We start from the raw sequence: 25,015 nt of genomic DNA, 5'->3' as shown, positions 1-25,015 counted from the left end.
GATTTAAGTATGCTGCAAAATTACACAAACTCAATTTATCATCTCAGATGGTCTCACATTATTTGTCCCTTTTGTGTTGCACTGCTATTATGCTGCGCATCAATAACAACAAGTGATAATCAAATGAAACCATTATTCAAATTAAGCCTTGGGGCCTGTGTTGTTGCAGCTGCACTCTCTTTATCAGGCTGTAATACCACATCAACTTCATCGCAAACACTCACAGAAAAAGATGCTGAAAAATTTCTAGCTGATGCACAATCTACCCTTGAAGATTTAGCTATCCGTGGCAGTCGAGCACAGTGGATCTACGCTAACTTTGTTACTGAAGATACAGCAGCCCTAGCTGCAAGTGTAGGCCAAGAGTCAACCGACACTGTGGTGCGCTTGGCGAGCGAAGCCGCACGCTTCGATAAGCTAGACTTAAATGAAGACACTCGCAGAAAGATGGACAAGTTAAAGTTGTCTCTGACTATGGCTGCGCCTCAGGATGCGGAAAAGTCTGCAGAGTTAGCGTCATTACTTGCTGAACTTGATGGCCTATATGCTAAAGGTAAATACTGCAAAGACGGTCAGGACTGCCAAAGTCTTGGTGATTTAACAAGTAAAATGGCAACGAATCGTAACTACGATGAGTTACTTGATGCATGGCAAGGCTGGCGTCAAATTTCAAAGCCTATGCGTCCACTATTCGAAAAACAAGTTGTGTTAGCAAATGAAGGCGCAGAAGAGCTTGGTTATAAAGATACTGGGGCCATGTGGAGAAGTAAGTATGACATGCCTGCAGATGATTTTGCTCAAGAATTAGACCGACTTTGGGGGCAAGTTAAACCTCTATACAACTCACTACATTGCCACGTTAGGGCGAAATTAGGTGAGCAGTATGGCGAAGACAAAGTACCTCAGGACAAGCCTATTCCAGCGCATTTGCTTGGTAACATGTGGGCACAGCAATGGGGCAATATATATGACGTTGTTGCACCTGAAAATGCAGATCCCGGTTACGATGTAACAGAATTACTAGAAAAACATAACTACTCTGAAATGGATATGGTTAGGGGTGCTGAAAAATTCTTCACATCAATGGGGTTTGCACCTTTACCTGACACCTTTTATCAACGTTCATTATTTTTAAAACCACGCGACCGTGACGTTCAGTGTCATGCATCTGCATGGAACTTGGATAACCAAGATGATATCCGTATCAAAATGTGTATTCAGCGTACAGGCGAAGAGTTTTCGACCATTCACCATGAGTTAGGTCACAACTTCTATCAACGCGCATATAAAGGCCAACCTATTTTCTACCAAGACAGTGCTAATGATGGCTTCCATGAAGCAATTGGTGACACCATCGCGTTATCTGTTACTCCTGGCTATTTGAAAAAAATCGGCTTACTTGACCAAGTGCCAGATGAATCAAAAGATATCGGCTTGTTAATGCGTATGGCACTGGATAAAGTCGCATTCATTCCATTTGGTTTGTTGGTAGACCAGTGGCGTTGGAAAGTATTCTCAGGCGAAATTAGCCCTGAACAATACAACCAATCATGGTGGGATTTAAGAGAGAAGTACCAAGGGATCCAAGCACCTATCGATCGCACAGAAGCTGATTTTGACGCTGGTGCAAAATACCACGTACCAGGCAATGTACCTTATACGCGTTACTTTTTAGCGCACATTCTGCAATTTGATTTCCACCGTTCACTATGTGAAATAGCTGGAAACAAAGAAGCAATTCACCGTTGTTCAATTTACAATTCAAAAGAAGCCGGTGAAAAGCTAAATGAAATGTTAGAAATGGGTAGTAGTCGCCCATGGCAAGAAGCGCTAGAAAAAGTGACTGGCAAACAACAAATGGATGCGACAGCGATTCTAGATTACTTTGCTCCGCTTCAAAAATATTTAGATGAACAAAATAAAGGCCGTCAGTGTGGCTGGTAATGGGTTAATACTCTAAATGTAACAAGCAGCCACACTCTGAAACATATTTGCTGTTTATCTCCTTTGCTATACAAGCTATTGTGTAAACAAAGGAGAATATATGAATATAGTCAGAGTGTGGCAGTTAGCCCTTTTCGAGCTTACTCGCCTATTTGCAACAAAACGAGGTTTATTAGCCTTAGCTGCCTTTGCAATGGTATGGCTTATGATTTTGCGCTACCCCATCGGTCATGCAGTGCCATTTTTAAGCAGCCCTCAGTTTTCAGATCTAGCTCAAGAACTCGCCGGGAATATAGGACTTCGGGAGTTGGTGAGTTGGCCACAAGCCGAACTTGCTATTTTTTGGCTCATCGCATTATATAGCTTTCCGCTGTTTTCATTATTTGTGTGTTCAGACCAAACTGTCGGAGATAGACAACGTGGCACCTTGCGGTTTTTACGTCTGCGTAGTACGCGGGATGAAATACTACTGGGGCGTTTTTTGGGCCAGTTCATCATTTTGACGAGCCTAATAACGTTAACCGCGTTAGCTACTTTGGGGGTAATGACTTACCGAGCACCTGAATTGCTACTTTCAGGCTTTGTACTCGCATTCAAGCTAGCCGTACAGCTGAGCATTGTGGTTATGCCGTTTATTGCGCTCATGTCGCTGTTAAACTTAATTAGCAGTTCTTCTCGCTTATCTATCGTACTGGCTATTTTGTTATTCACTTTAGGTAATGGCATTCTATCGCTCGTAACAAGTTACTTACCATTTCTTGAATTATTATTTTATGCTTTCCCTGGTGTACAACTTTTTGATCTTGCCCCACAAGCAGGCGTACCTGTAGTGCTTTGGCTAATACCGCTGGTGCAGACATGTGCATTGCTTGCATTGAGCGTTTTTGTATTTAGGAGACGTTCACTATGAGTACATTGATCGAAGTTAATCAACTATCTAAATCATTTGGCTCTAAAAAAGCGCTCAATGACGTAAGCTTTAATATTGAGACAGGCACAACTACAGCGTTAGTTGGTCCAAATGGAGCGGGAAAAACAACGTTATTTAGCGTCTTATGTGGCTACCTGCAGCCTGATAGTGGTAGCGTGACTATACTCGGACAACCACTAGGTCATCCTAGTTTGTTTGGCAAGTTAACTGCACTCCCCCAAGATGCCATGCTTGATCCTAGGTTTTCAATTCAAAAGCAGTTGTGCTTTTACGGTTCATTACAAGGTCTAAACAAAACTGACGCGCTTAAAGATACCACAAGAGTATTAGAACTAGTTGGCTTAAGCGACAATCATAATTCGAAAATTAACGAATTATCCCATGGCATGAGAAAGCGCGTTTGTATTGCACAAGCTTTACTAGGCAAGCCAAAAATAGTCCTGCTTGATGAAGCAACTGCGGGGTTAGACCCAATAAACGCAAGAGAAATACGCTCACTTATCTGTGCATTAAGTGATGAAATTAGCTTTATTCTAAGCTCTCATGATTTGGCAGAGCTTGAACGCTTATGCAGCCATGTTTTATATCTAGATAAAGGTGTGCTATCTGCCCACAACCGTAATGAGCAAACAGGCAGTAGTAAATACATCACCTTGCAATTGCAGGAACAATACAAAGATGCCAAAGAACTCCTAAAACAGCTCAGTGGCGTACTCTACGTGTCACAAAGTCAAAATAAGGAGTTTATAATTGAATATCAGGCGAACTATGAGCAATTTGATATACACTTGCTTAAGTACTGCTACAAAAATAACTGGCAGTATCGCCAAGTGGTCAACGGCCATACACTAGAGAACCAACTATTCCAGAAGGACTAAACCATGGGACTATTAAGCGGTATTTTGGGTAACGCCAGTGAGGTAGACAACGAAAAACTCGATGAGCTACTCAATGACACACTCGTCGAAGGAGAGCATGTAGAAAAAGCTTACCAAGTTATTCGTGACATGTTTGTCTTCTCAAATAAGCGTTTGTTACTTATCGACAAACAAGGGGTAACAGGCTCGAAGGTCGAAATACTGAGTATCCCGTATAGTAAAATTACAAAGTTTAGTAAAGAAAGCGCTGGTCATTTCGATTTAGACTCAGAGCTAAAATTATGGGTAGGCTCTGATCCAACCCCGATTATCAAAGAGTTTAAAGCCGGAGATAATATTAATGAAGTGTATCGCATAATTAGTACATATACGCTTTAACGCTAAAAGCACTTGCTGTTTGGCAAGTGCTTTAAAGATTTTACTATTAGCGTTTAAAATCGAGCGTTATTTAACTTGCTCCAAAGTGACAACCCACCTTTTTCGATTGCAGCACTAAAACCCAAGCCAACTTTTTCTGCAAACGTCTTTTTACTTCGAAAGCTTACCTTGTATAAGTGATGCGTTTTATCCAAAGACATGAGGACATCATCGCTGGTGTTAATTTCGTCAACTAGATTGAACGAGATGGCATGTGTGGCAAACCAATGCTCGCCAGTTGCTACCTGATCCATATCAAGCTGTGAACGATGCTCAGCAACAAAAGACTTGAACAAGCCATGAGTATGTTCAATTTCTTCCTTAAACTTTTCTCGTCCTTTGTCTGTGTTTTCACCAAATATCGTAAGAGTTCGCTTGTACTCTCCTGCAGTGAACTGTTCAAAATCTACATCATTCTTTTTAAGAATTTTATTAAAATTAGGCACTTGGGCTAAAACACCAATTGACCCAACAATTGCAAAAGGCGCTGCAACTATCTTATCAGCAACACAGGCCATCATGTAGCCACCACTTGCAGCTACTTTGTCAATGCACACAGTTAAAGGCAAGCCATGTTGCTTAACACGATTCAACTGCGAGGCTGCAAGCCCATAGCCATGCACAACGCCGCCGCCACTTTCTATGTTAACAAGCACCTGATCTTTACTTTTATCAGCAATGTTGAGAATGGCGGTGATCTCTTCACGAAGGCTTTTCACCTCGTGTGCATCCATGCTACCCGAAAAGTCCACTACAAATACTCGACCTTCGGGTTCGTTGCTATCTTGTTTTTTCTGAGCTTTACGGTGCGCTTTTAATGCCTTTTTATCTAAAGCTTGTTCTATAAAGTGCTCTTTTGTCTGCGCCATTTGCTTAGACAAATCTTTGAGTTCAACCTCACCTGATCCACTCTTTGGTTTTTGACTCGCACCAACTACTAGCGCAATGATCGCACCTATCGCCACAACGACCGTAACGACTTTTGCCAAAAATAAGCCGTATTCAAATAAAAATGCCAATATTGTCTCCCTGATATCTAATTTTTAACCAATAAAAAAGCCGCTAACTAGCGGCTTTCAATACTGAAGCAATTGAAATTAATTAGCAATAACTGCAGGGTTAGTTATCTGCAAATAGAGTCCTTTTGATTTCAAGAAAGACACAATCTGAGTTTGCATTTCAACGGTTGCCATTGCATGGCCTTGCTGTGTTCCACCTGCGTTCTCGCGATATGATGTCGTTACTACCGAGCCATGATGGCCTTGGCTGAAGTTTACAACATAACTCATTGGCGTTTGTGACATTTGAGTATCTGTTACGGTTTGCAGCCCCATCATGCGCGCTAGTGGAGTACTTCCTGAAAGTGGGTTTGCTGTTGTAGGTGGTATTACAGTGTCTGCTTTATTACCATCAACTCCCCCCGTCACGACATTCATATATATTGGTGTTTGAACGGCTTGAACTAAGCCTGCATAGTTCAATGGATCTGCACTATCTAAGGCTGTTTGTGCTGCAAAAACAAACTGCTGAATTATACTCTTAATCGCTGCAAGAGATTGCGTATCACCTGTTTCTGTTAAGTGTTTTGTATAGTAAACAAAAGCACATGGAGCAACCGCAGACAAGTATTGTGGGTTTTGCGGGTTTACATCAATACTATCTGGAACAGGACACTGTGAAGCAGCGTCGGTCGCGATAAATTGTACAAAACCTTTCGTAGCCAGGTTATTAGCAGCAAGCAATACCGAGCCTTGTACGAACGGACCAAACTCTTCAGACTCAGCTAAGAAACTAGCGATACCACTACCACCACTGGCAAGCGCAGCACTTTGTACTTTAAATAATGGGTCAACTTGCGGGTCTAAAGGTAAATTAGCATGCGCGATAAAACTAGGAGCAACGATAGAACCTAATGAGTGGCCTACAAAGCTTACCTGAGTTGGGTTAATGCCAAGCGCAGGATTAATAAAGTTTAGGCCCAAACGCAGACCGAGTAAGTCAACTGATGACTGACGCAAGTTATCGCGCGCCGCTAACAAAGAAGTTAAGTTCATATAAGCAAGTACAGAACCTTTACCACTTGTTGCATTAAAATCGTCAATGCCATCACCATCAATATCTAAGCCACGTTCACCGTGCATCGGATGGTCAATAGCTACTGTTGCAAAACCTTGAGCGCTCAGCGCAAGTGTTAAGCCCAGCATTGCTTCTTTACTGGTTGTAATACCGTGCTGCAAAATAACCACAGGCCAACCAGTTGCTGGCATTTCAATACCAAGTGCTTGTGGGATTGGTTTGGTGATCTGTACTGGCACGTTGGCCAACCATTGTACTTGTGGAATGGTATTGTATTTAGTTAAAAAGCGCGTTTGATCTAAACCAAAATCTCGTAATACACCATTAGACATCGCAGCACACGCTGCGTCATTTGTATCTGCTTGCGGAGCAGGAAGTGTCCCGCCGATCGCCGCTTTATACCCCTGAACCATCACTGCACTATCACACTGTGCGCGCCAATAAGTATCTGCCGCACTGCTGATGTCTTTGGTGGCTGGTTTTGATGAATACATAGGTAGCTGGATACTGCCGCGCATGTATTGAACAGCTTGAAATGGTGCTCTAGTTTGTGGATCTGGGATCACCGCTGCGAGTGCATCAGCAACAGTCATCATGGGTTGCTCAGGAACCGTTAGCTTGGGGTTTGTACCCGCAGCTAAACTTGCTGCCATAAGCTTTTTAACTGTGCCAACAACTGGGCCCACTGATTGCATCGTTGCAGCGGCTGTGTAAATAATATTTTCTTTAGCCAAGCTACCTTCAGAGGTAACCGCATTTTCATAGCTTTTAATTACTGCTTGTAATTTCAGCTGTGTATCAGTTACCAACGGCGCGTCTTGACGTAATAAGGTATAGGTAGACGAAGCCTTAATCGAACGGCCATCTTCCATTTTTAGTGAGTCAGTTAATACTGTAATATAAGTCTTACCAGCCTTAAAAGGCTTAAGCGGCTGTATTGCAATACCATCTTTCGTACTGTTTAAAGCGGAAATAAAATCGCCAGTCAAGCCGTTGGTTAACTCACCAACGACACGACAAGCAATACCCGCAGGCACAGACTTACATTGCTCATCGCTTTGGTCTGCCCCCATAACGACTTCAAAAATGCGCACTGACGATGGGTCACTTACAGACTGCGCACTAATTGATTGCCCCACAGGCACATCCAAATTAATCACATAAGGCATTTGTGTAGACCAGCCATCAAGTGCACCTAGGGATAAAGAAGGCGATGCATAATTAGCACGAGCGAGTGCTGGGCTGCCATTTTGATCTAACTCACCTGGCAAATTAAGGGTTCCATCTTTGGTGCCATTAAGTAATAAATCATTTGGTACAGAAATTACACTGTTTGATGGGTCAAATTTAATACTTGCTGAGGGCAGTACTGGTGTAGAATCCTTTTTTACATCTTCTAATGTTTCACCGCCACCACAGCCAACGAGGACTGAAGAAACCGCGAGTGAGAGTAGCATTTTTTTCATTTTATAGGCTCCGACATAATCTTATTATTATTAGTGCTCTAATTCGTTAAAACTATGTAATTGTGTTTTTAATAAGACATTAGACCAGTTAAAGTTAACGTAAAGTGTAGCCTTTCGCCACCTATATTTACAATAAATTCGATAACTTGTGGTAAAATGCCGAAAAATTACCAGTTGAGGTTAAAAATGCACGATTATAAAGCCCCGGCAAACGCCCTACAGAACAAAACAATTTTAATAACCGGTGCTGGTGACGGTATCGGTAGAGTCGCAGCTCTTACCTACGCAAAACATGGCGCAACCGTCATATTACTCGGAAAAACAACCAAAAAGCTAGAGTGCGTATACGACGAAATCGTCAACTTAGGTTACCCTGAGCCAGCTATCGTCCCCTTAGATATGCGCGGTGCTACAAAACAAAACTATCGTGATTTAGCCGCAACAATTGAACAGCAGTTTGGGAAATTAGATGGGTTACTCAATAATGCATCAATTTTAGGGTCACTTGGTCCGCTTGAACATTTTTGTGTGTCAACATTTGAAAACATTATGAAAGTCAACGTTACTGCGCAAGCTATGATCACTAAGTATATGTTTCCATTACTTCGTAAAGCGCCCAATGCTTCTGTTATTTTTACCTCTTCTGGCGTCGGTCGCCAAGGACGTGAGTTCTGGGGAGCATATGCAATCTCTAAGTTTGCAACAGAGGGCATGATGCAAACATGGGCGAGCGAAGTGGGTAAAACCAATATCCGCATTAACTGTATCAACCCGGGCGCTACCCGCACTAGTATGCGTGCGTCGGCATTCCCAGGTGAAGATAAAGATAAGCTCAAAACGCCTGAAGAATTAATGAACACATACTTGTACCTAATGAGCGATGACTCGTCTGATATTAATGGCCAGTCAATAGACGCACAGCCTAAGTAGATAAGCTAAAGAAACATAAAGATGGCGATGTACCTTTGACTCGCCATCAACCACCATTATAGGCTTTTTAACACCGCCTTTTTCTTTACCTAAAATTAAGTTTGTAATATGTTGAAAGTTGTAGATAAAATAAATCCGCAGTAACATATCAAACACCTTATCCCTACATATCACTAACCTGATATACCTCTCTTTAAAGGATGTTTGTGGCTAATTTCGATACTCACTTTAAAGCCTCTGTGATATCAAGCGCAGCGCTCACCTCAACAGTACTAGCAACAGAGCTGACAACTGTTTCCAACACACTTATGTTATTTATCATAGGTTCTTTAGCTGGGCTGTTACCAGATCTGGATGCCGATAAGTCCCGTTCCCTCAATAGTCTTTTCTCCATTTTTGCACTAAGTATTGCCATTTGCTTGTCTATATTTATAAGTTTCGATAACTTACTAGCACTTTGGCTATGCGCATTCATCACATACGTGCTGATCATGTATGCATTAAAGCCTTTATTTGAGCGTTACACGGTACACAGAGGCGCGGCTCACTCGCTCTTATTTGTGTTAATGATGAGTCTTATTGGTATTCACTTAGTGATATTAACTGGTAAATCAATTAATAGTGCCTTATTGGTGGGTGTATCTATTGCGGTTGGTATGTTAACGCATTTAATCCTCGATGAGTGCTACAGTGTTGATATCAACAATAATGAGCTTAAGGCATCGTTCGGCAGCGCTTTAAAGCCTGTCTCCTTAAACGCACCTGTTGCTAGTACCTTACAACTTTTAGTTATCATTGTGGCAATTTACTTATTGCTACCTTATCAACAAGATTTATTACAAACCCTACAATCTTGGCATAACAAGCTTACCCGTATACCCTTAATGCCAAACTTAGACATTTTTAAGCAATGGTTATAAATCCGGTCACGACAGCTAACGCAGTGAAAGCGTTGCTTTTATGCAAGGTAAATACAGTGCAATAGTTTAATGACACAGCGCGAACCGATGACATTCCTTTTTCGCATTTTGCGCAGGGTGAAGTGGGCCAGTTTGTAGAGTGCCAAAGCGCTCACCTCAAATGTTGGATGGCGCTGCGCTTATCACAACCTACAACCCCCAAACGCAAAAAAGCCCGACTCTTTCAAATCGGGCTTTCTTTTATTAGATGCTTGGTTCGCTAAGAAGTAGTCGCTACGAAGTAGCGGCTACTTTCACATGGTAGCTGCCACACTATCATCGACCGAGGCCGACCCTTCGGCTACAGTGCAAAAGTTTAATAACACAGCGCGAAGCGATGACATTCCTTTTGCGCAAGGTAAAATGGGCCAGTTTGTCGAATGCCAATGAGCTCACCTCAAATGTTGGATGGCGCTGCGCTTATCAAAACCTATAAACCCCAAACGCAAAAAAGCCCGACTCTTTCGAATCGGGCTTTCTCTAATTAGGTGCTTGGCGATGTTCTACTTTCACATGGCAGCTGCCACACTATCATCGACGCTGTTTCGTTTCACTTCTGAGTTCGGCATGGGGTCAGGTGGTTCCAAAACGCTATGTTCACCAAGCAAATTCTTAGTGCAAATGTTTAATGACATCGTGCATCGCACGAGCATTCCATTTGCGCAAGGTGAATCAATTTCGCGATACCGCTTCGTCGTTCACCTTGTTTAATTCTTAAATTCGGAAATTCTGATAATTCGTAAAACACTACTCTAGTAATACTAACTTCTAACGTGCAAAACCACTTTGGCGTTGTATGGTTAAGCCTCACGGGTAATTAGTACTGGTTAGCTTAACATGTCACCATGCTTCCACACCCAGCCTATCAACGTTGTAGTCTTCAACGGCCCTTCAGTTAACTTAAAGTTAAAGTGAGAACTCATCTCGAGGCTCGCTTCCCGCTTAGATGCTTTCAGCGGTTATCGATTCCGAACGTAGCTACCGGGCAATGCAATTGGCATCACAACCCGAACACCAGCGGTTCGTCCACTCCGGTCCTCTCGTACTAGGAGCAGCCCCTCTCAATTCTCAAACGCCCACGGCAGATAGGGACCGAACTGTCTCACGACGTTCTAAACCCAGCTCGCGTACCACTTTAAATGGCGAACAGCCATACCCTTGGGACCGACTTCAGCCCCAGGATGTGATGAGCCGACATCGAGGTGCCAAACACCGCCGTCGATATGAACTCTTGGGCGGTATCAGCCTGTTATCCCCGGAGTACCTTTTATCCGTTGAGCGATGGCCCTTCCATTCAGAACCACCGGATCACTATGACCTACTTTCGTACCTGCTCGACGTGTCTGTCTCGCAGTTAAGCTGGCTTCTACCATTACACTAACCGTACGATGTCCGACCGTACTTAGCCAACCTTCGTGCTCCTCCGTTACTCTTTGGGAGGAGACCGCCCCAGTCAAACTACCCACCAGGCACTGTCCTCAATCCCGATAAGGGACCTAAGTTAGAACATCAACACTACAAGGGTGGTATTTCAAGGTCGGCTCCACACAAACTAGCGTCTGTGCTTCAAAGCCTCCCACCTATCCTACACATGTAGGGTCAATGTTCAGTGCCAAGCTGTAGTAAAGGTTCACGGGGTCTTTCCGTCTAGCCGCGGGTACACAGCATCTTCACTGCGATTTCAATTTCACTGAGTCTCGGGTGGAGACAGCGTGGCCATGGTTACACCATTCGTGCAGGTCGGAACTTACCCGACAAGGAATTTCGCTACCTTAGGACCGTTATAGTTACGGCCGCCGTTTACCGGGGCTTCGATCAAGAGCTTCGACCTAAGTCTAACCCCATCAATTAACCTTCCGGCACCGGGCAGGTGTCACACCGTATACGTCATCTTACGATTTTGCACAGTGCTGTGTTTTTAATAAACAGTCCCAGCCACCTGGTCACTGCGGCTGACTTCAGCTCCAAGCGCGAAGCTCTTCACCTAATGTCAGCGTACCTTCTCCCGAAGTTACGGTACGATTTTGCCTAGTTCCTTCACCCGAGTTCTCTCAAGCGCCTTAGTATTCTCTACCTGACCACCTGTGTCGGTTTGGGGTACGATTCGAAATAATCTGAAGCTTAGAGGCTTTTCCTGGAAGTAGGGCATCAGTAACTTCACCACCGTAGTGGCTCGTCTCGTGTCTCAGCCTTAGCAACCCGGATTTTCCTAAGTCGCCAGCCTACACACTTTCACATGGACAACCAACGCCATGCTTACTTAGCCTGCTCCGTCCCCCCATCGCAATTATTCCAAGTACGGGAATATTAACCCGTTTCCCATCGACTACGCTCTTCAGCCTCGCCTTAGGGGTCGACTTACCCTACCCTGATTAACATGGGATAGGAACCCTTGGTCTTCCGGCGTGCGGGTTTTTCACCCGCATTATCGTTACTCATGTCAGCATTCGCACTTCTGATACGTCCAGCATACCTCCCGGTACACCTTCAACCGCTTACAGAACGCTCCCCTACCCCGCGAACAAAGTTCGCAGCCGCAGCTTCGGTGGTATGTTTAGCCCCGTTACATCTTCCGCGCAGGCCGACTCGACTAGTGAGCTATTACGCTTTCTTTAAAGGGTGGCTGCTTCTAAGCCAACCTCCTAGCTGTTTTAGCCTTCCCACATCGTTTCCCACTTAACATACACTTTGGGACCTTAGCTGGCGGTCTGGGTTGTTTCCCTCTTCACGACGGACGTTAGCACCCGCCGTGTGTCTCCCGGATATTACTTTACGGTATTCGGAGTTTGCAAAGGGTTGGTAAGTCGGGATGACCCCCTAGCCTTAACAGTGCTCTACCCCCGTAAGTATTCGTCCGAGGCTCTACCTAAATAGATTTCGGGGAGAACCAGCTATCTCCCGGTTTGATTAGCCTTTCACTCCTAGCCACAGGTCATCCCCTAACTTTTCAACGTTAGTGGGTTCGGTCCTCCAGTTGATGTTACTCAACCTTCAACCTGCCCATGGCTAGATCACCGGGTTTCGGGTCTATACCTTGCAACTAAGCGCCCAGTTAAGACTCGCTTTCGCTACGGCTACCCTATACGGTTAACCTCGCTACAAAATATAAGTCGCTGACCCATTATACAAAAGGTACGCAGTCACCCAACAAGTGGGCTCCTACTGCTTGTACGTACACGGTTTCAGGTTCTATTTCACTCCCCTCACAGGGGTTCTTTTCGCCTTTCCCTCACGGTACTGGTTCACTATCGGTCAGTTGGGAGTATTTAGCCTTGGAGGATGGTCCCCCCATATTCAGTCAAAGTTTCACGTGCTCCGACCTACTCGATTTCACTTTAGATAAGTTTTTGTGTACGGGACTATCACCCTGTGTCGTCAAACTTTCCAGAATGTTCCACTAACTACACTAAAGCTTAAGGGCTGGTCCGATTTCGCTCGCCGCTACTTTCGGAATCTCGGTTGATTTCTTTTCCTACGGGTACTTAGATGTTTCAGTTCTCCGCGTTCGCTTCATACAGCTATGTATTCACTGCATGATGACCCAAAGGGCCGGGTTTCCCCATTCGGAAATCCTAGTCTCAAGCGCCTCTTACTGGCTCAACTAGGCTTATCGCAAGTTAGTACGTCCTTCATCGCCTCCAACTGCCAAGGCATCCACCGTGTACGCTTAGTCACTTAACCATACAACCCAAAATAGTTTTAGGTTGATAATCAAAGACTGATTTCAACTTCGCCAGAAGTTAATATTGAATACTAAAGTAGATGCTAACTAATCAAATGAATGATTAATTGGCATTGTTTTACTTTTGAAAACTCTTTATAGATACGAATATCTATAAGAATTTAATTATCAGCTTTTCCAAATTTTTAAAGAGCAATATTAATCAGTAAGTTACCTTACCAACTAACAATCATCTGTGTGGACACTTCGAACAAATAAGTTCTAAATCGTATAAGGAGGTGATCCAGCCCCAGGTTCCCCTAGGGCTACCTTGTTACGACTTCACCCCAGTCATGAATCACTCCGTGGTGAACGTCCTCCCGAAGGTTAGACTATCCACTTCTGGAGCAACCCACTCCCATGGTGTGACGGGCGGTGTGTACAAGGCCCGGGAACGTATTCACCGCGGCATTCTGATCCGCGATTACTAGCGATTCCGACTTCATGGAGTCGAGTTGCAGACTCCAATCCGGACTACGACGTACTTTAAGTGATTCGCTTACTCTCGCAAGTTCGCAGCACTCTGTATACGCCATTGTAGCACGTGTGTAGCCCTACACGTAAGGGCCATGATGACTTGACGTCGTCCCCACCTTCCTCCGGTTTATCACCGGCAGTCTCCTTAGAGTTCCCGACCGAATCGCTGGCAACTAAGGATAGGGGTTGCGCTCGTTGCGGGACTTAACCCAACATCTCACAACACGAGCTGACGACAGCCATGCAGCACCTGTATCAGAGTTCCCGAAGGCACCAATCCATCTCTGGAAAGTTCTCTGTATGTCAAGTGTAGGTAAGGTTCTTCGCGTTGCATCGAATTAAACCACATGCTCCACCGCTTGTGCGGGCCCCCGTCAATTCATTTGAGTTTTAACCTTGCGGCCGTACTCCCCAGGCGGTCTACTTAATGCGTTAGCTTTGAAAAAGTTGTCCGAGGACCCCAGCTTCTAGTAGACATCGTTTACGGCGTGGACTACCAGGGTATCTAATCCTGTTTGCTCCCCACGCTTTCGTACATGAGCGTCAGTGTTGACCCAGGTGGCTGCCTTCGCCATCGGTATTCCTTCAGATCTCTACGCATTTCACCGCTACACCTGAAATTCTACCACCCTCTATCACACTCTAGTTTGCCAGTTCGAAATGCAGTTCCCAGGTTAAGCCCGGGGCTTTCACATCTCGCTTAACAAACCGCCTGCGTACGCTTTACGCCCAGTAATTCCGATTAACGCTCGCACCCTCCGTATTACCGCGGCTGCTGGCACGGAGTTAGCCGGTGCTTCTTCTGTCAGTAACGTCACAGCTAGCAGGTATTAACTACTAACCTTTCCTCCTGACTGAAAGTGCTTTACAACCCGAAGGCCTTCTTCACACACGCGGCATGGCTGCATCAGGCTTGCGCCCATTGTGCAATATTCCCCACTGCTGCCTCCCGTAGGAGTCTGGACCGTGTCTCAGTTCCAGTGTGGCTGATCATCCTCTCAAACCAGCTAGGGATCGTCGCCTTGGTGAGCCATTACCTCACCAACTAGCTAATCCCACTTGGGCCAATCTAAAGGCGAGAGCCGAAGCCCCCTTTGGTCCGTAGACATCATGCGGTATTAGCCGTCGTTTCCAACGGTTGTCCCCCACCTCAAGGCATGTTCCCAAGCATTACTCACCCGTCCGCCGCTCGTCATCTTCTAGCAAGCTAGAAATGTTACCGCTCGACTTGCATGTGTTAGGCCTGCCGCCAGCGTTCAATCTGAGCCATGATCAAACTCTTCAATTAAAAGTTTTTTGAAACGCGTTCGCAATGGAACTAAGTTTCGTGCTCATTGAATTCTGATTTTGATTTCCTAAGAAATCGAATTGACTGTGTTGAAACAAGTAAACTTGTTTCCGTTGGTCACTCAGTTCAATTGAGACTCTAAATTTGTTTGCGTCCCTACCGAGGTAGTTCTGCTGTTAGAACTCAATCTGTACGAGTGCCCACACAGATGATTGCTTCATATTTTTAAAGAACGTTTCGAAACACTTTAGCGTCTCGAGGGGTGTGCATTCTAAGCATTCCCATTTTTTTGTCAACACTTAATTTTAAGTTTCTTGAGAAGTTTTAAAATTAAGTTTTACTCGACTCTGACTCGTTGTTGCTTTGCTTATTCAGCGTAGCGCTCCGTGTCAGTGGGGCCGCATTATAGGGCGGCGAATTAAAAGCGCAAGCGATTTTTGAGGAAAAATATGATTATTTTCATCCTTTTTACCTATACAGATTTACACACTAAAGCCTCACAAGTTACCCACAAAAAGCTGTGGATAAGCAACCATTAAAGACCTTTATAAGACTCTTCTATATATATGTGGTAGATTACGCGCCCTAATTTATCCGTTCATATAATAAGTAGGCTTTGTAGTTATGGCTGATGTATTAAACTTTGTTAGTGGATTACTTTGGGGTCATGTCCTCATTTATCTATTAATAGCAGCAGGTTTGTTCTTTACTCTTCGTTTAGGGTTCATTCAATTTCTTAAATTTCCTTATATGGTAAAAGTTATGGCAAATAGCCGTAGCGGAGCCGATAAAGGGATCTCATCTTTTCAGGCTTTTTGTACTTCTCTCGCTGCGCGTGTTGGCACAGGCAATATGGCAGGTGTTGCCGTTGCATTATATCTAGGTGGCGCTGGCGCTATTTTTTGGATGTGGCTAATAGCCCTTATTGGTATGGCGACGAGTTTTGCAGAAAGTGCCCTCGCCCAACTTTATAAAACCAAAGATGAAGACGGCAACTTTCGTGGTGGTCCTGCTTACTACATGGAGTATGGTCTAGGGAAACGTTGGATGGGGGTAATATTCTCTCTCTGTTTGATCCTGGCCTTTGGTTTGGTGTTTAACGCAGTGCAAGCCAATTCAATTGCAGCAGCATTTGAAGTAGCCTTTGACGTGCCTAAGTCCGTTATGGGCGTTATATTGGTTGTAGGTTCTGCTTTTATTATATTTGGCGGCTTGAAAACCATTTCACGTTTTGCCGAGCTAGTGGTGCCATTTATGGCATTAGCCTATTTATTAGTTGCACTATATATATGTGCCACCAACTACGATTTACTCCCAAGCGTATTTAAACAAATCATATATAGTGCGTTTGGCATAGAGCAAGCTGGCGCTGGCGCCATCGGTTATGCTGTTATGCAGGCGATGATCCAAGGCATTAAACGCGGTTTATTCTCTAATGAAGCAGGTATGGGTAGCGCAGCCAACGCAGCCGCAACGGCAACTCCCAATCCTAACCACCCAGTATCGCAAGGTTATGTGCAGATGCTTGGGGTATTTGTGGATACCATTGTTATTTGCTCTGCAACCGCTGCACTTATATTACTCTCGAACCAACTTGTGCCAGAGTCTGGTGTAACAGGCATTGCCCTTACGCAAGCAGCGCTGGTTGAACACGTTGGTAGCTGGGGCGCAACGTTTATTGCCATCGCCATTTTGTTTTTTGCTTTTACCTCTATAGTGGCAAATTACTCTTATGCCGAGACCAACTTAATGTTCTTGGAGCATAATCACAAACACGGCATGATGTTGTTTCGACTGTGCGTGCTTGGCATGGTGATGTTTGGCGCGGTGGGAGAGCTTGGCGTTATTTGGACCATGGCAGATGTGTCGATGGGATTAATGGCAATCGTCAATGTAGTTGCACTCTTTATGCTATCAGGTTTTGTGGTTTGGCTATATAAAGACTACAACCAGCAACTTAAAGCAGGTAAGACTCCTGTTTTTGATGCAAACTTGCACCCTAAAATGAAAAAAACCTTACCCAAAGGCGTTTGGCATAAATAGCTAACTACGTGTGACTGCTTGTTTAGCAAGCAGTTACACGTCTACAAGCTCATTTAATGTTCAAACAAACCAACTACTTATTGCCTTTCAGAAAAATATCCGTATAGTTACACCCAAGTCGGCATATAGCGCAGCTTGGTAGCGCACTGTCATGGGGTGTCAGGGGTCGCAGGTTCAAATCCTGCTATGCCGACCAGCTTTTCCTCATCCTATTCAATAAGTTACATCATTTTTTAACCTTCAATTTTTTGTACCGCGTACCAGCAACGTACCATTATACAGTAGTTTGGCGCTTTACTTGCTGCATTACATCCACATGATTAAACTGTATGTACATACAGTGCTTTTACCTATATTTATTTTAATGCTTATAACAATCGCATGCCGTCACAACTATGGCCGTGTACTCATAAACAAACACGGCAATCCAGATAAGACTAAGAGCATTTCAAGAAACTCCATTGCGTGTGTTGTTGATGATGAGGAGCGCATGATCGTATTCGGTGGGATTGTCAAAGCGCACAGAGCCGAACAGTTTAAAGCGATCATACTTTTGCGTATTGAAGGGTATTCATTTGATGAGACTGGCTTACTTGGCTTTATAGATTTGCCGAGGAGCTGCAAATTACGTGGTGCACTGTACAATGATAAAGCTTACATGTTAGTAGATGACGAATGTAAGCCCTGTCCTATTTAGTCTGGAAGCAAGCTTGCTGAAGACCTGCAAGCCAACTTAAAACGTTAAGATTGATCAACCTTTTTAGGCTTGTGTTTTATATAATGTTGGAGTTGTTCAACATCCAGCAACTCAAAATAGTCTTCAAGGGTTATAGCAACTTCCACAAGCGTGTCGCCCAATCCGGGGATCGCAGCGATCAAACTCGCATTGGTTATTCCGTTTAAACATTGCAACCCCTGCTCATGCGCAATGTCATCATAAGAACCTTGAATGCCAAACCATTCCTGAGGGATAGCAGAGCCATAACTCCCGTAGTCAATTAATACACAAGGGCCAGCGTATATACTGTCGTTAAGTGTAACAACTCCCCCACATGGCATATTTATCTCATAAATCGTTCTACCCTTTTGGTAGTCATCATCAACTTTAATTATTCTCATGGTAAGTTCCTTGAATTATTTTACAGTATGATAAACCGCTCACTTGCTAGAATGCAAAACTGTGATTGGAAGCCTCAGGCGTGCAAAAAACTACACTTTGTTGCAAATGATTCTCATTATGTTATAATGTAATTATGAATCGACAAAAACTAAAACAAATAAGTCGTTTCATCCACTCCTAGAAAAACCAATCTCATGTTTATATTTTTACTGCTGTCTTACTAAAGAATTGCGGTATTTTGCTGCGTGACATTCCATACTCATTCTCAATTAACAATATGTCCAACATAAGTTTCATTGGTGGCAGTACACAGCTTAAGTATTGAAATAGATGGTGACGCTAGGGTTATGTAAAAAAATATAGGTATATTAATATGACAAAAAATAATAAACATAAACCTCATGACAACAAAACTACAGATAGCGACTTCAATAGGGGCGTCAAGCAAGGATTTATTTCATGGTTTGTTAGAAAACTACTAGAAATATTCTTCGATTAAATCTGTTCTATCAAATTGCAAAGGCTGCTGAGGCCTTTGCACTCCTAAGGATAAGGACATTTCCAATACTACCCTTGATTTATTGCCTTAACTACCTTGTTATTACGCTTTGGTGATCTAGTCTATATTGCATAATGGAATATTTAGGTAATGCAATCATATAGATGTTAAGGCAGATATTCGTAGATAGCGACATAGATTCGCTTCTGAACATAGCCTGCGTGGGCAGGCATGCGATGAAGGATAGATATTTAATATGCCAACTTGCCTATGTTCCCTTGTCGCTAACAGAGCATAATTTATTAAAGCTTCACCAGATGATGAATGATAAGGGTGAAGTATATCGCAAGTGGGTTTTACCTGCCGCCTACAGTCGTAACAAAAAAGACCGCATTATTGAAGTGCCAGAGGTATTTTGTCAGACGCTTGAACATTATCTTGATTGGTACAAACAACAAGACATACCAGCTAAGTACAAGCATAACTTAGGCACTCACAGGGGCTTTAGTGAGTATGCGCCAGCGCTATTAAATGATCGGCTTTGTGAGTTTGCAATGAGCGAACGAACAGTTAAAAGCGGCATTAACAAACAACCGACAAACCTAAGAACCAAAGTGAATACATTGCTTAAAAAGGCTGGTTTAGATTGGGCTACAGCGAAAACATTTGAAGACTCGTTAATCATTCATCTAGCGAAAAATGTTGATCATGGTGTGGTTGCTGATTTATTTGGCTTCAGCTCACGGCAGGTAGTGGCCGACAAATACAACAGTAACTTATTACAGCTTTCTGACGCATTAAATAAGGTTTACGCACGTATACAAACAACAGGTTTTTAGAATGGAAAAAAAGGGTCAAGTGAATGAAAGAAGAAGCATCAATTAAGCAAACAACAGATAGCAGCCTAATATTAGAGTTCTCTGAAGAAAAAGAGCTTTTCAAGTTAGAAGAGTTTTCTTTGTTTTTACAACTATTTACGCAAACCGTTAGACTATCTGAAGATGCAAGCATTCTAAGATATCAATCTGAAGAGGAAGGTCAGGTAGTATCTAATCTAGTTGATATATACCGAGGTAAGATCTTTGGAGCAGATAAAACCGAAAAGAATGAAGTATTAAGAATACTTTTCTATTTAAAAAGCTTTTTAAAATATTCAATTGATTTGAAGCTATTATACTCAAAATACGCGGAAACAGATGACTATGGCGTTTGGACCGAATTACTAATTCCATTAAGAGGACGAAGATACCATGACCAATCATATAAGAGTGACAATGAAATACAGTCAATCTCTTATAACTCCCCATTAAAAATAAAATTTAAAAACACAACAATGACACTGGTTGCAGCAGTTGTATTTTGCGGTGGAGAAGTAGATATTTCATCAGGAAAAGCAAAACTAAATGGTGTAGCAGACACAATAATTAAACTAAAAAGAGAGTTTGTAAGCGAGAGTATAAAATCCCAAATACAAAGTGACCAAGAAATGGCAAAAAACCATTGGGATAGTTGTTTCGAGAAACTTACAGCCCACTTAGACGAACCTGAAAATGATACTGAATAACTAACATTGGATAAACCAAGGAATTAAGATGACTGATTTAGTGCTAAACATTATGGAAGTGTACCCGCAAGAAAAGGTGCATCCTGAAATAGAAAACCCAGATAACTCAACCACTGTTACTTGCGGTAACTGTGGTGCGGAAGTTCGTAATGTATTCAATTTGACTATGCGAACAGGTGAAAATTATAGCGTTCGATGCAGTACAAGTAATGATGTTGGACAGCAATGTCTAAATATATTTAAAGTGACCATTTCAGAGCAATAACATATTGGAAAATAAAAATTATGAATAGTTTATTAAATAAGTGGGTAGTAGTTTGGAGTGAGCAACAGCAATGCTTTAATTACGAAACAGTTAAGAGAATGCTTAGCTCAAACATAAACTCCTTCAAGAGGCAACAAGCTAATCAATATGTTCCGCTTGCATTTTTCGATTCAGCTGAAGAAGCTAGTGATGCAATAGAGGTATTTAGAACGCATCGACCAGATTTGAATGAGTCAAAACAATTGGAATAACCGATTTACTTTTCGATAATTTGAACGAAATTAAAGGAGATAATATGAAAAAATTATCAGCTACATTGTGCTTGGCTTTTATTTCTAGCATAGCTTTTGCTAAAGATATGTACCGTTCCCCTGGTGCTGGTGACAGTGGAGCGTACTACATCTTAGAGAGCAAAAATTTGGGTGGAAATGTAGTAGAAGTACTTTCAAGTCGAATCGGAAAAAATGATGCTTATACGGATTTCACAAGACTAAAAGTAAATTGCGAAACAAGGCAATATTTTACACTAGCTGGATTGAGTGAGGATGGCGCCAAAAGCAAACCCACCAAAGCGCTTAAAGATTGGTCCAAAAACTCAAAGTGGAGCAAGTTGGTGCCAGGTTCGAGTAAGTACGATCTAGTTGACTTTGTTTGCGCCAAAAGCAGATAGAATAGGAATCAAGGAGCACTATGGTGGAAGAGCCAGTGATTTTTACACCTGACAATGAACCTTACTTGGGATTGAGGTCGTTAATGATTCTTGATACTACGATAGTAGCCTCGCTTAAGCTCAATTCAGATGTGGCCACCTATACACATCGAAACAACTTAACGCGCTTGCAAAAAGCTGCTACGCAAATAATCCCTCAAGGATTTAACTTGGTTTTAAGCATTCGGGAGCTGATAAGGCAAGGCCACTTATTTTCAGCTGCTGTACTAGTGCGTCCTCTTATTGAAAGGACGGGTATTATTTCATACTTAGTTGAGAACCCATCAGCTCTAAATGAGTGGGAAGATGGCTGGCGTCATGGCAAGCGACCATCGCTGAAAAAAATGTTGAAAAACATGCATGGTGAAGGAGAAGATGAAGGCCTACAAGATACAATTGATACCTTCAATCACCTTGTTCATGGTGATCCAATGAGTGCAGAGTTTAACCTCGTTAATCTTGACAATGATGCGCTGGGTTATGGTGTTGGTCGAGTTACGAACAACAATAACTTGTGTGATTTATTGTGTACATTGACATTATCGTGGCTCGTTGTGTTAAGCGCGATGGCTTCCAAAGCGTTTCCAGATGCTGTAAAAACAAAAAGAACCACGCTCTAAATTGATATATTGGAATAAGAGAGTTGTTATGTCGGCAATTTTAAGCCCATGTAAAAAGTATAGGTATAGGCTAGAGCGAGACGTAAAGCCTCAAGGCCATAAAGTGATTGCATATTTCGGAATAAATCCTAGTACCGCAGACGAAGCTATAGATGACTAGACTGTTAGAAAGTGGCGTGGATTTACTGAAAGAAATGGTGGTAAACGCTTTATCGTTGGCAATGTATTTGGTTACAGGGCTACGAATGTAAAAGAGCTAGCAACAGTGATGGATCCTATTGGAAGTGAAAACTTTACTCATATTTCTGATGTAATTGCTGAAGCTGATATTCTTGTTCCTTGTTGGGGTAGTAGAACAAAGCTCCCAAAGGAGCTAAGGGAAAATTTAGATAATTTTATGGAGATGTTAATTCAATCAGATAAACCAGTTTATTGTTTTGGAAAAACAGCCAGTCAAGATCCGAAGCACCCGCTTATGCTTAGTTATGATACAAAATTAGTGATGTGGGAATGAAATGGAAACGCTAGAACACCTAAAAAGTGGCGATATTTTAATAAATATTGACCAATCCAATAATTGCATTTCTTTGCGTGACGTAGATGTAGGCTCGCTTGCTGAATATATTGTGGCATCTTCCAATAGCGGTGGAAGGCACTTGATTATAGGTAATGGACGTACAGGAATTGTTGGGGTCGAACCAGAGTCGTTTAGTTCTATTTTTACTCAAGCAAAATCACTATGCACCGGGGTAGATGTCAGTTTAGAGTTCATTCCTAGCATCAGAATGGTATATACACTTGGAATAATTACAGTAAAACCATCAATCAAACTGGCGAGTGTTCAGGGCGCTGTATATGAGCTTGAACACAACACACCTCGATTAATGTCTGAATCGCAGATATTAACAAAAATTGGACTAGGTATAGACTCAGAATTGATTAATTCATTGGCAGGTGATATTGCATTCCAATCAAGGATTATTGAGAACCTGCAAACAGATATTAAAAGAGCCTCTAGCTATAAAGGGCAATGGAAAAGTTGGGTAATTGGCGCTCTGTTTGGCTTTTTTATTTCCGAACTTTTGAAGCTCGTTTTTGGCTTATCGTAATATTGGAATAAGTAAAATGGAAACCTGGAATCGAGAAACTTTACTTCACTTTGCTCAAAATATTCAATCAGAGAAAGATATATCAAAATTGGAGAGGGCTATTAGCTCTGTAGCTGAAACTCAAATGCTATGCAACTACCACTACCGTACATTGCAAGCTTTACTTGACGAGCACATGCGCAATAACCCTACAGAAAGCTGTGTATTTAGATCAAGGTTCAGTGGAGATGCCGAGGCGAATAACAAAGATTTTGAATTTATATTAGGATGTAGAGCCAACATTATCGCTATCGTAAGAACTTTACATTCGTTGTCAGACATAGTGAGTTTTGTAATTTATCTGGGGCTAGGCCTTAACCTAAACAAGAGTACAAAGTTACCTAATGCTAATATCACCTTATACCATGTAAAAATAAAACTTGAAACACACACCAAATACATGGAACTATTACCTCTTTTAAATCGACTCACCGACAACACTGATTATAAACACCTCGGCAGACTGAGCAACCAAACAAAGCATTCAAGTATTGTAAGGCCACATTCCCATTTCAATCTTAAAGAAAAAGGCATAGAACGTTATCAGTTCATCTTTGAAGAAATTGAAACACAGCCTGGTTCAAATGAAAAATTTGCAGAAACTAGCGCAATACCTCTAATTGAGAAAGAGTTTAAGCGGCAGAACGACATTGTAATTAATATTTTGCATTGCTTGGACAAACTAGTATCAGCAGCCATATAAAAACCGGTGAAAGCCAATATTGGAATAAAGTGCCCTGCTCAATTAAACCAGTTCAACTTTAGATGGTTCATTTGTTTTCTTCACAAGGCGAGTACTTGAAGGCCCCCTAGGTCTGGTACGCTTTAACAAATACAGCAATACGCTTCGCAAACATTTTTTGAATATGCTCTACTGCTTGATACAATGCAAAAATGGCGTTAACAGCGCGCATTTAGCCTTAGTAACTTAATGTAGATATCATCACCTTGAATAAAAATTCTAAACAATCGATTACCATACATGATGTAGCGCGTGTCGCGGGGGTGTCTAAGTCGACCGTATCGCTGGTATTGCGTGGTGGCAAAACCAGTGCCTTGGCACAACAAAAAGTGCGCTCAGCCATTGAGCAAATCGGGTATGTGTACAACCGAGAAGCGGCTTCCATGCGCAGTAAGTCATCAGACTTAATCGCGATCGTTGTAAATGACTTAACCAACCCTTATTGCGCAAAGCTGGCTGTCGCCCTTGAAACTCATATTCGTCAGCTTGGCTTTATGACGACTTTAGTTAACACCAACGAAAATGCCCTTACACAAGCGCAAGTGGTTGCTAAGCTGCAAGAGTACCGCGTTAAGGCATTTGTTATTTACCCTTCTTTAAATACCCAAGCCAGCTGGTTAAACCAATTAAATACAGCATCTACTCAAGTGATAACTATAATGCGCCAAGTTACCAACAGCCACGTTCCTTGCGTGTTGCCCAATAACGAAGATGGCATATATCAAGCTACACACTCTTTAATCGCTAAAGGTCATAAACACATCGCGTTTATTGGTGGTGATGCTGTTGCCTCCGATCACACTGCGCGAATAAGCGGTTTTCATAAGGCTTTAAACGAGCATAATGATGTCCAAAGTTGGGTATTTAATAGTTCAGCTAGCCGCCATGGCGGTCGTTTGGCTATGTCTGAATGTTTAGCACAAGTTCCCCTAGTTGAGTCGGTGGTGTGCTTTAACGATTTAGTTGCCTACGGCGCTATCGAGTACATCAAAGAACAGGGATTAACGCCAGGCTTAGATATTGCCGTGATTGGTTTTGAAGATTTGGAAGACTCACAGTTAATGAGCCCTCCTTTGAGTAGCGTACATATTAGTACAGATGAGATAGCGCAAACCGTTTGTAACTTGATTGACAACAATACGCAAGATGGTTTGTATGAAGTGCCCGCTAAGCTTATCAAACGCCGTTCATAGCTTTAAACCCAGCGGGCTTGCAGGC

The 25,015-nt window shown here is 42.6% G+C and carries 21 protein-coding genes, 1 tRNA gene and 3 rRNA genes; 19 read left to right on the top strand and 6 right to left on the bottom strand.

Annotated features, from left to right (window positions below):
• Positions 1–123 precede the first annotated feature (123 nt).
• The 4 genes from GDK41_RS06940 to GDK41_RS06925 all read left to right on the top strand — a co-directional run bounded on the left by GDK41_RS06940 (position 124) and on the right by GDK41_RS06925 (position 4,131).
• On the top strand, positions 124–1,944 hold the full coding sequence (locus GDK41_RS06940; RefSeq protein WP_152085717.1) for a M2 family metallopeptidase: 1,821 nt from the start codon (positions 124–126) through the stop codon (positions 1,942–1,944).
• Between the two features lie 100 nt (positions 1,945–2,044).
• Complete coding sequence (locus GDK41_RS06935) at positions 2,045–2,854, top strand: ABC transporter permease subunit (protein ID WP_152085716.1); 810 nt, start codon at positions 2,045–2,047, stop codon at positions 2,852–2,854.
• The gene (locus tag GDK41_RS06930; RefSeq protein WP_152085715.1) at positions 2,851–3,753 is read left to right on the top strand and encodes an ABC transporter ATP-binding protein; all 903 of its coding nucleotides are present in this window, start codon (positions 2,851–2,853) and stop codon (positions 3,751–3,753) included. Before GDK41_RS06935 ends, GDK41_RS06930 begins: the two co-directional genes overlap by 4 nt.
• A 3-nt stretch (positions 3,754–3,756) precedes the next feature.
• The gene (locus GDK41_RS06925) at positions 3,757–4,131 is read left to right on the top strand and encodes a PH domain-containing protein (protein ID WP_152085714.1); all 375 of its coding nucleotides are present in this window, start codon (positions 3,757–3,759) and stop codon (positions 4,129–4,131) included.
• A 53-nt stretch (positions 4,132–4,184) separates the two neighbouring features.
• Here GDK41_RS06925 and sohB read toward each other — a convergent pair whose 3' ends face one another.
• On the bottom strand, positions 4,185–5,189 hold the full coding sequence (gene sohB, locus GDK41_RS06920; RefSeq protein ID WP_152085713.1) for a protease SohB: 1,005 nt from the start codon (positions 5,187–5,189) through the stop codon (positions 4,185–4,187).
• Between the two features lie 78 nt (positions 5,190–5,267).
• Positions 5,268–7,712, bottom strand: coding sequence for a VolA/Pla-1 family phospholipase (locus GDK41_RS06915; protein ID WP_152085712.1), 2,445 nt, complete (start codon positions 7,710–7,712; stop codon positions 5,268–5,270).
• Positions 7,713–7,898: 186 nt separating this feature from the next.
• On the opposite strand from GDK41_RS06915, the gene GDK41_RS06910 reads away from it, so the two are divergent.
• Positions 7,899–8,642 (top strand): YciK family oxidoreductase, encoded by a 744-nt coding sequence (locus tag GDK41_RS06910; protein WP_152085711.1) that lies wholly within the window; start codon positions 7,899–7,901, stop codon positions 8,640–8,642.
• Between the two features lie 206 nt (positions 8,643–8,848).
• The gene (locus GDK41_RS06905) at positions 8,849–9,562 is read left to right on the top strand and encodes a metal-dependent hydrolase (RefSeq protein WP_172971567.1); all 714 of its coding nucleotides are present in this window, start codon (positions 8,849–8,851) and stop codon (positions 9,560–9,562) included.
• A gap of 529 nt (positions 9,563–10,091) precedes the next feature.
• Here GDK41_RS06905 and rrf read toward each other — a convergent pair.
• From rrf to GDK41_RS06890, 3 genes are all read right to left on the bottom strand, one after another.
• Positions 10,092–10,206 (bottom strand): 5S ribosomal RNA (gene rrf / locus GDK41_RS06900).
• Positions 10,207–10,397: 191 nt separating this feature from the next.
• Positions 10,398–13,282, bottom strand: a 23S ribosomal RNA gene (locus tag GDK41_RS06895).
• Between the two features lie 272 nt (positions 13,283–13,554).
• Positions 13,555–15,087, bottom strand: a 16S ribosomal RNA gene (locus GDK41_RS06890).
• The 16S, 23S and 5S rRNA genes sit together here, the layout of an rRNA operon.
• 624 nt (positions 15,088–15,711) lie before the next feature.
• Between GDK41_RS06890 and GDK41_RS06885 the strand changes: the two genes are divergently transcribed.
• The 3 genes from GDK41_RS06885 to GDK41_RS06875 all read left to right on the top strand — a co-directional run bounded on the left by GDK41_RS06885 (position 15,712) and on the right by GDK41_RS06875 (position 17,827).
• Positions 15,712–17,130 carry an alanine/glycine:cation symporter family protein gene (locus tag GDK41_RS06885; protein WP_152085709.1) on the top strand — a complete coding sequence of 473 codons (1,419 nt, stop codon included), beginning with the start codon at positions 15,712–15,714 and terminating at the stop codon, positions 17,128–17,130.
• 119 nt (positions 17,131–17,249) lie between these two features.
• Positions 17,250–17,326 (top strand) — tRNA-Pro (locus tag GDK41_RS06880).
• Between the two features lie 168 nt (positions 17,327–17,494).
• Complete coding sequence (locus tag GDK41_RS06875; protein WP_152085708.1) at positions 17,495–17,827, top strand: hypothetical protein; 333 nt, start codon at positions 17,495–17,497, stop codon at positions 17,825–17,827.
• A gap of 44 nt (positions 17,828–17,871) precedes the next feature.
• Here the strand turns inward: GDK41_RS06875 and GDK41_RS06870 are convergent, their stop codons facing one another.
• The gene (locus tag GDK41_RS06870) at positions 17,872–18,249 is read right to left on the bottom strand and encodes a hypothetical protein (protein WP_152085707.1); all 378 of its coding nucleotides are present in this window, start codon (positions 18,247–18,249) and stop codon (positions 17,872–17,874) included.
• A 736-nt stretch (positions 18,250–18,985) separates the two neighbouring features.
• Between GDK41_RS06870 and GDK41_RS20340 the strand changes: the two genes are divergently transcribed.
• The 10 genes from GDK41_RS20340 (at position 18,986) to GDK41_RS06815 (ending at position 24,990) form a co-directional block, all read left to right on the top strand.
• Entirely contained in the window at positions 18,986–19,588 is a 603-nt protein-coding gene (locus GDK41_RS20340; protein ID WP_232056541.1) for a hypothetical protein, read from the top strand.
• 23 nt (positions 19,589–19,611) lie between these two features.
• Positions 19,612–20,313, top strand: coding sequence for a hypothetical protein (locus tag GDK41_RS06855; RefSeq protein WP_152085705.1), 702 nt, complete (start codon positions 19,612–19,614; stop codon positions 20,311–20,313).
• Positions 20,314–20,341: 28 nt separating this feature from the next.
• Entirely contained in the window at positions 20,342–20,578 is a 237-nt protein-coding gene (locus GDK41_RS06850; protein WP_152085704.1) for a hypothetical protein, read from the top strand.
• Between the two features lie 20 nt (positions 20,579–20,598).
• Positions 20,599–20,829 (top strand): hypothetical protein, encoded by a 231-nt coding sequence (locus GDK41_RS06845; RefSeq protein ID WP_152085703.1) that lies wholly within the window; start codon positions 20,599–20,601, stop codon positions 20,827–20,829.
• Positions 20,830–20,873: 44 nt separating this feature from the next.
• On the top strand, positions 20,874–21,248 hold the full coding sequence (locus GDK41_RS06840) for a hypothetical protein (RefSeq protein ID WP_152085702.1): 375 nt from the start codon (positions 20,874–20,876) through the stop codon (positions 21,246–21,248).
• Between the two features lie 20 nt (positions 21,249–21,268).
• Positions 21,269–21,907 (top strand): hypothetical protein, encoded by a 639-nt coding sequence (locus GDK41_RS06835; RefSeq protein ID WP_152085701.1) that lies wholly within the window; start codon positions 21,269–21,271, stop codon positions 21,905–21,907.
• A 211-nt stretch (positions 21,908–22,118) separates the two neighbouring features.
• Entirely contained in the window at positions 22,119–22,421 is a 303-nt protein-coding gene (locus GDK41_RS20335; RefSeq protein ID WP_232056561.1) for a DUF1643 domain-containing protein, read from the top strand.
• A 1-nt stretch (position 22,422) separates the two neighbouring features.
• Positions 22,423–23,016: a hypothetical protein gene (locus GDK41_RS06825; RefSeq protein ID WP_152085700.1), complete on the top strand. Its 594-nt coding sequence runs from the start codon at positions 22,423–22,425 to the stop codon at positions 23,014–23,016.
• Entirely contained in the window at positions 23,003–23,758 is a 756-nt protein-coding gene (locus GDK41_RS06820) for a hypothetical protein (protein ID WP_152085699.1), read from the top strand. The genes GDK41_RS06825 and GDK41_RS06820 overlap by 14 nt, the downstream gene beginning before the upstream one ends.
• 245 nt (positions 23,759–24,003) lie before the next feature.
• Positions 24,004–24,990 (top strand): LacI family DNA-binding transcriptional regulator, encoded by a 987-nt coding sequence (locus GDK41_RS06815; RefSeq protein WP_232056540.1) that lies wholly within the window; start codon positions 24,004–24,006, stop codon positions 24,988–24,990.
• Positions 24,991–25,015: the final 25 nt, after the last annotated feature.

Origin of the sequence: Pseudoalteromonas sp. A25, assembly GCF_009176705.1 — a bacterium.
Taxonomy (GTDB): domain Bacteria; phylum Pseudomonadota; class Gammaproteobacteria; order Enterobacterales; family Alteromonadaceae; genus Pseudoalteromonas.
Note: the sequence above shows the minus strand (reverse complement) of the source record. Positions and strands in the feature narration are given on the sequence as shown.

Coding starts and splice junctions, on each gene's coding strand:
- GDK41_RS06940 (WP_152085717.1), top strand. CDS start 124: ATGAAACCATTATTCAAATTAAGCCTTGGGGCCTGTGTTGTTGCAGCT.
- GDK41_RS06935 (WP_152085716.1), top strand. CDS start 2,045: ATGAATATAGTCAGAGTGTGGCAGTTAGCCCTTTTCGAGCTTACTCGC.
- GDK41_RS06930 (WP_152085715.1), top strand. CDS start 2,851: ATGAGTACATTGATCGAAGTTAATCAACTATCTAAATCATTTGGCTCT.
- GDK41_RS06925 (WP_152085714.1), top strand. CDS start 3,757: ATGGGACTATTAAGCGGTATTTTGGGTAACGCCAGTGAGGTAGACAAC.
- GDK41_RS06915 (WP_152085712.1), bottom strand. CDS start 7,712: ATGAAAAAAATGCTACTCTCACTCGCGGTTTCTTCAGTCCTCGTTGGC.
- GDK41_RS06910 (WP_152085711.1), top strand. CDS start 7,899: ATGCACGATTATAAAGCCCCGGCAAACGCCCTACAGAACAAAACAATT.
- GDK41_RS06885 (WP_152085709.1), top strand. CDS start 15,712: ATGGCTGATGTATTAAACTTTGTTAGTGGATTACTTTGGGGTCATGTC.
- GDK41_RS06875 (WP_152085708.1), top strand. CDS start 17,495: ATGCTTATAACAATCGCATGCCGTCACAACTATGGCCGTGTACTCATA.
- GDK41_RS06870 (WP_152085707.1), bottom strand. CDS start 18,249: ATGAGAATAATTAAAGTTGATGATGACTACCAAAAGGGTAGAACGATT.
- GDK41_RS20340 (WP_232056541.1), top strand. CDS start 18,986: ATGAAGGATAGATATTTAATATGCCAACTTGCCTATGTTCCCTTGTCG.
- GDK41_RS06855 (WP_152085705.1), top strand. CDS start 19,612: ATGAAAGAAGAAGCATCAATTAAGCAAACAACAGATAGCAGCCTAATA.
- GDK41_RS06850 (WP_152085704.1), top strand. CDS start 20,342: ATGACTGATTTAGTGCTAAACATTATGGAAGTGTACCCGCAAGAAAAG.
- GDK41_RS06845 (WP_152085703.1), top strand. CDS start 20,599: ATGAATAGTTTATTAAATAAGTGGGTAGTAGTTTGGAGTGAGCAACAG.
- GDK41_RS06840 (WP_152085702.1), top strand. CDS start 20,874: ATGAAAAAATTATCAGCTACATTGTGCTTGGCTTTTATTTCTAGCATA.
- GDK41_RS06835 (WP_152085701.1), top strand. CDS start 21,269: ATGGTGGAAGAGCCAGTGATTTTTACACCTGACAATGAACCTTACTTG.
- GDK41_RS06825 (WP_152085700.1), top strand. CDS start 22,423: ATGGAAACGCTAGAACACCTAAAAAGTGGCGATATTTTAATAAATATT.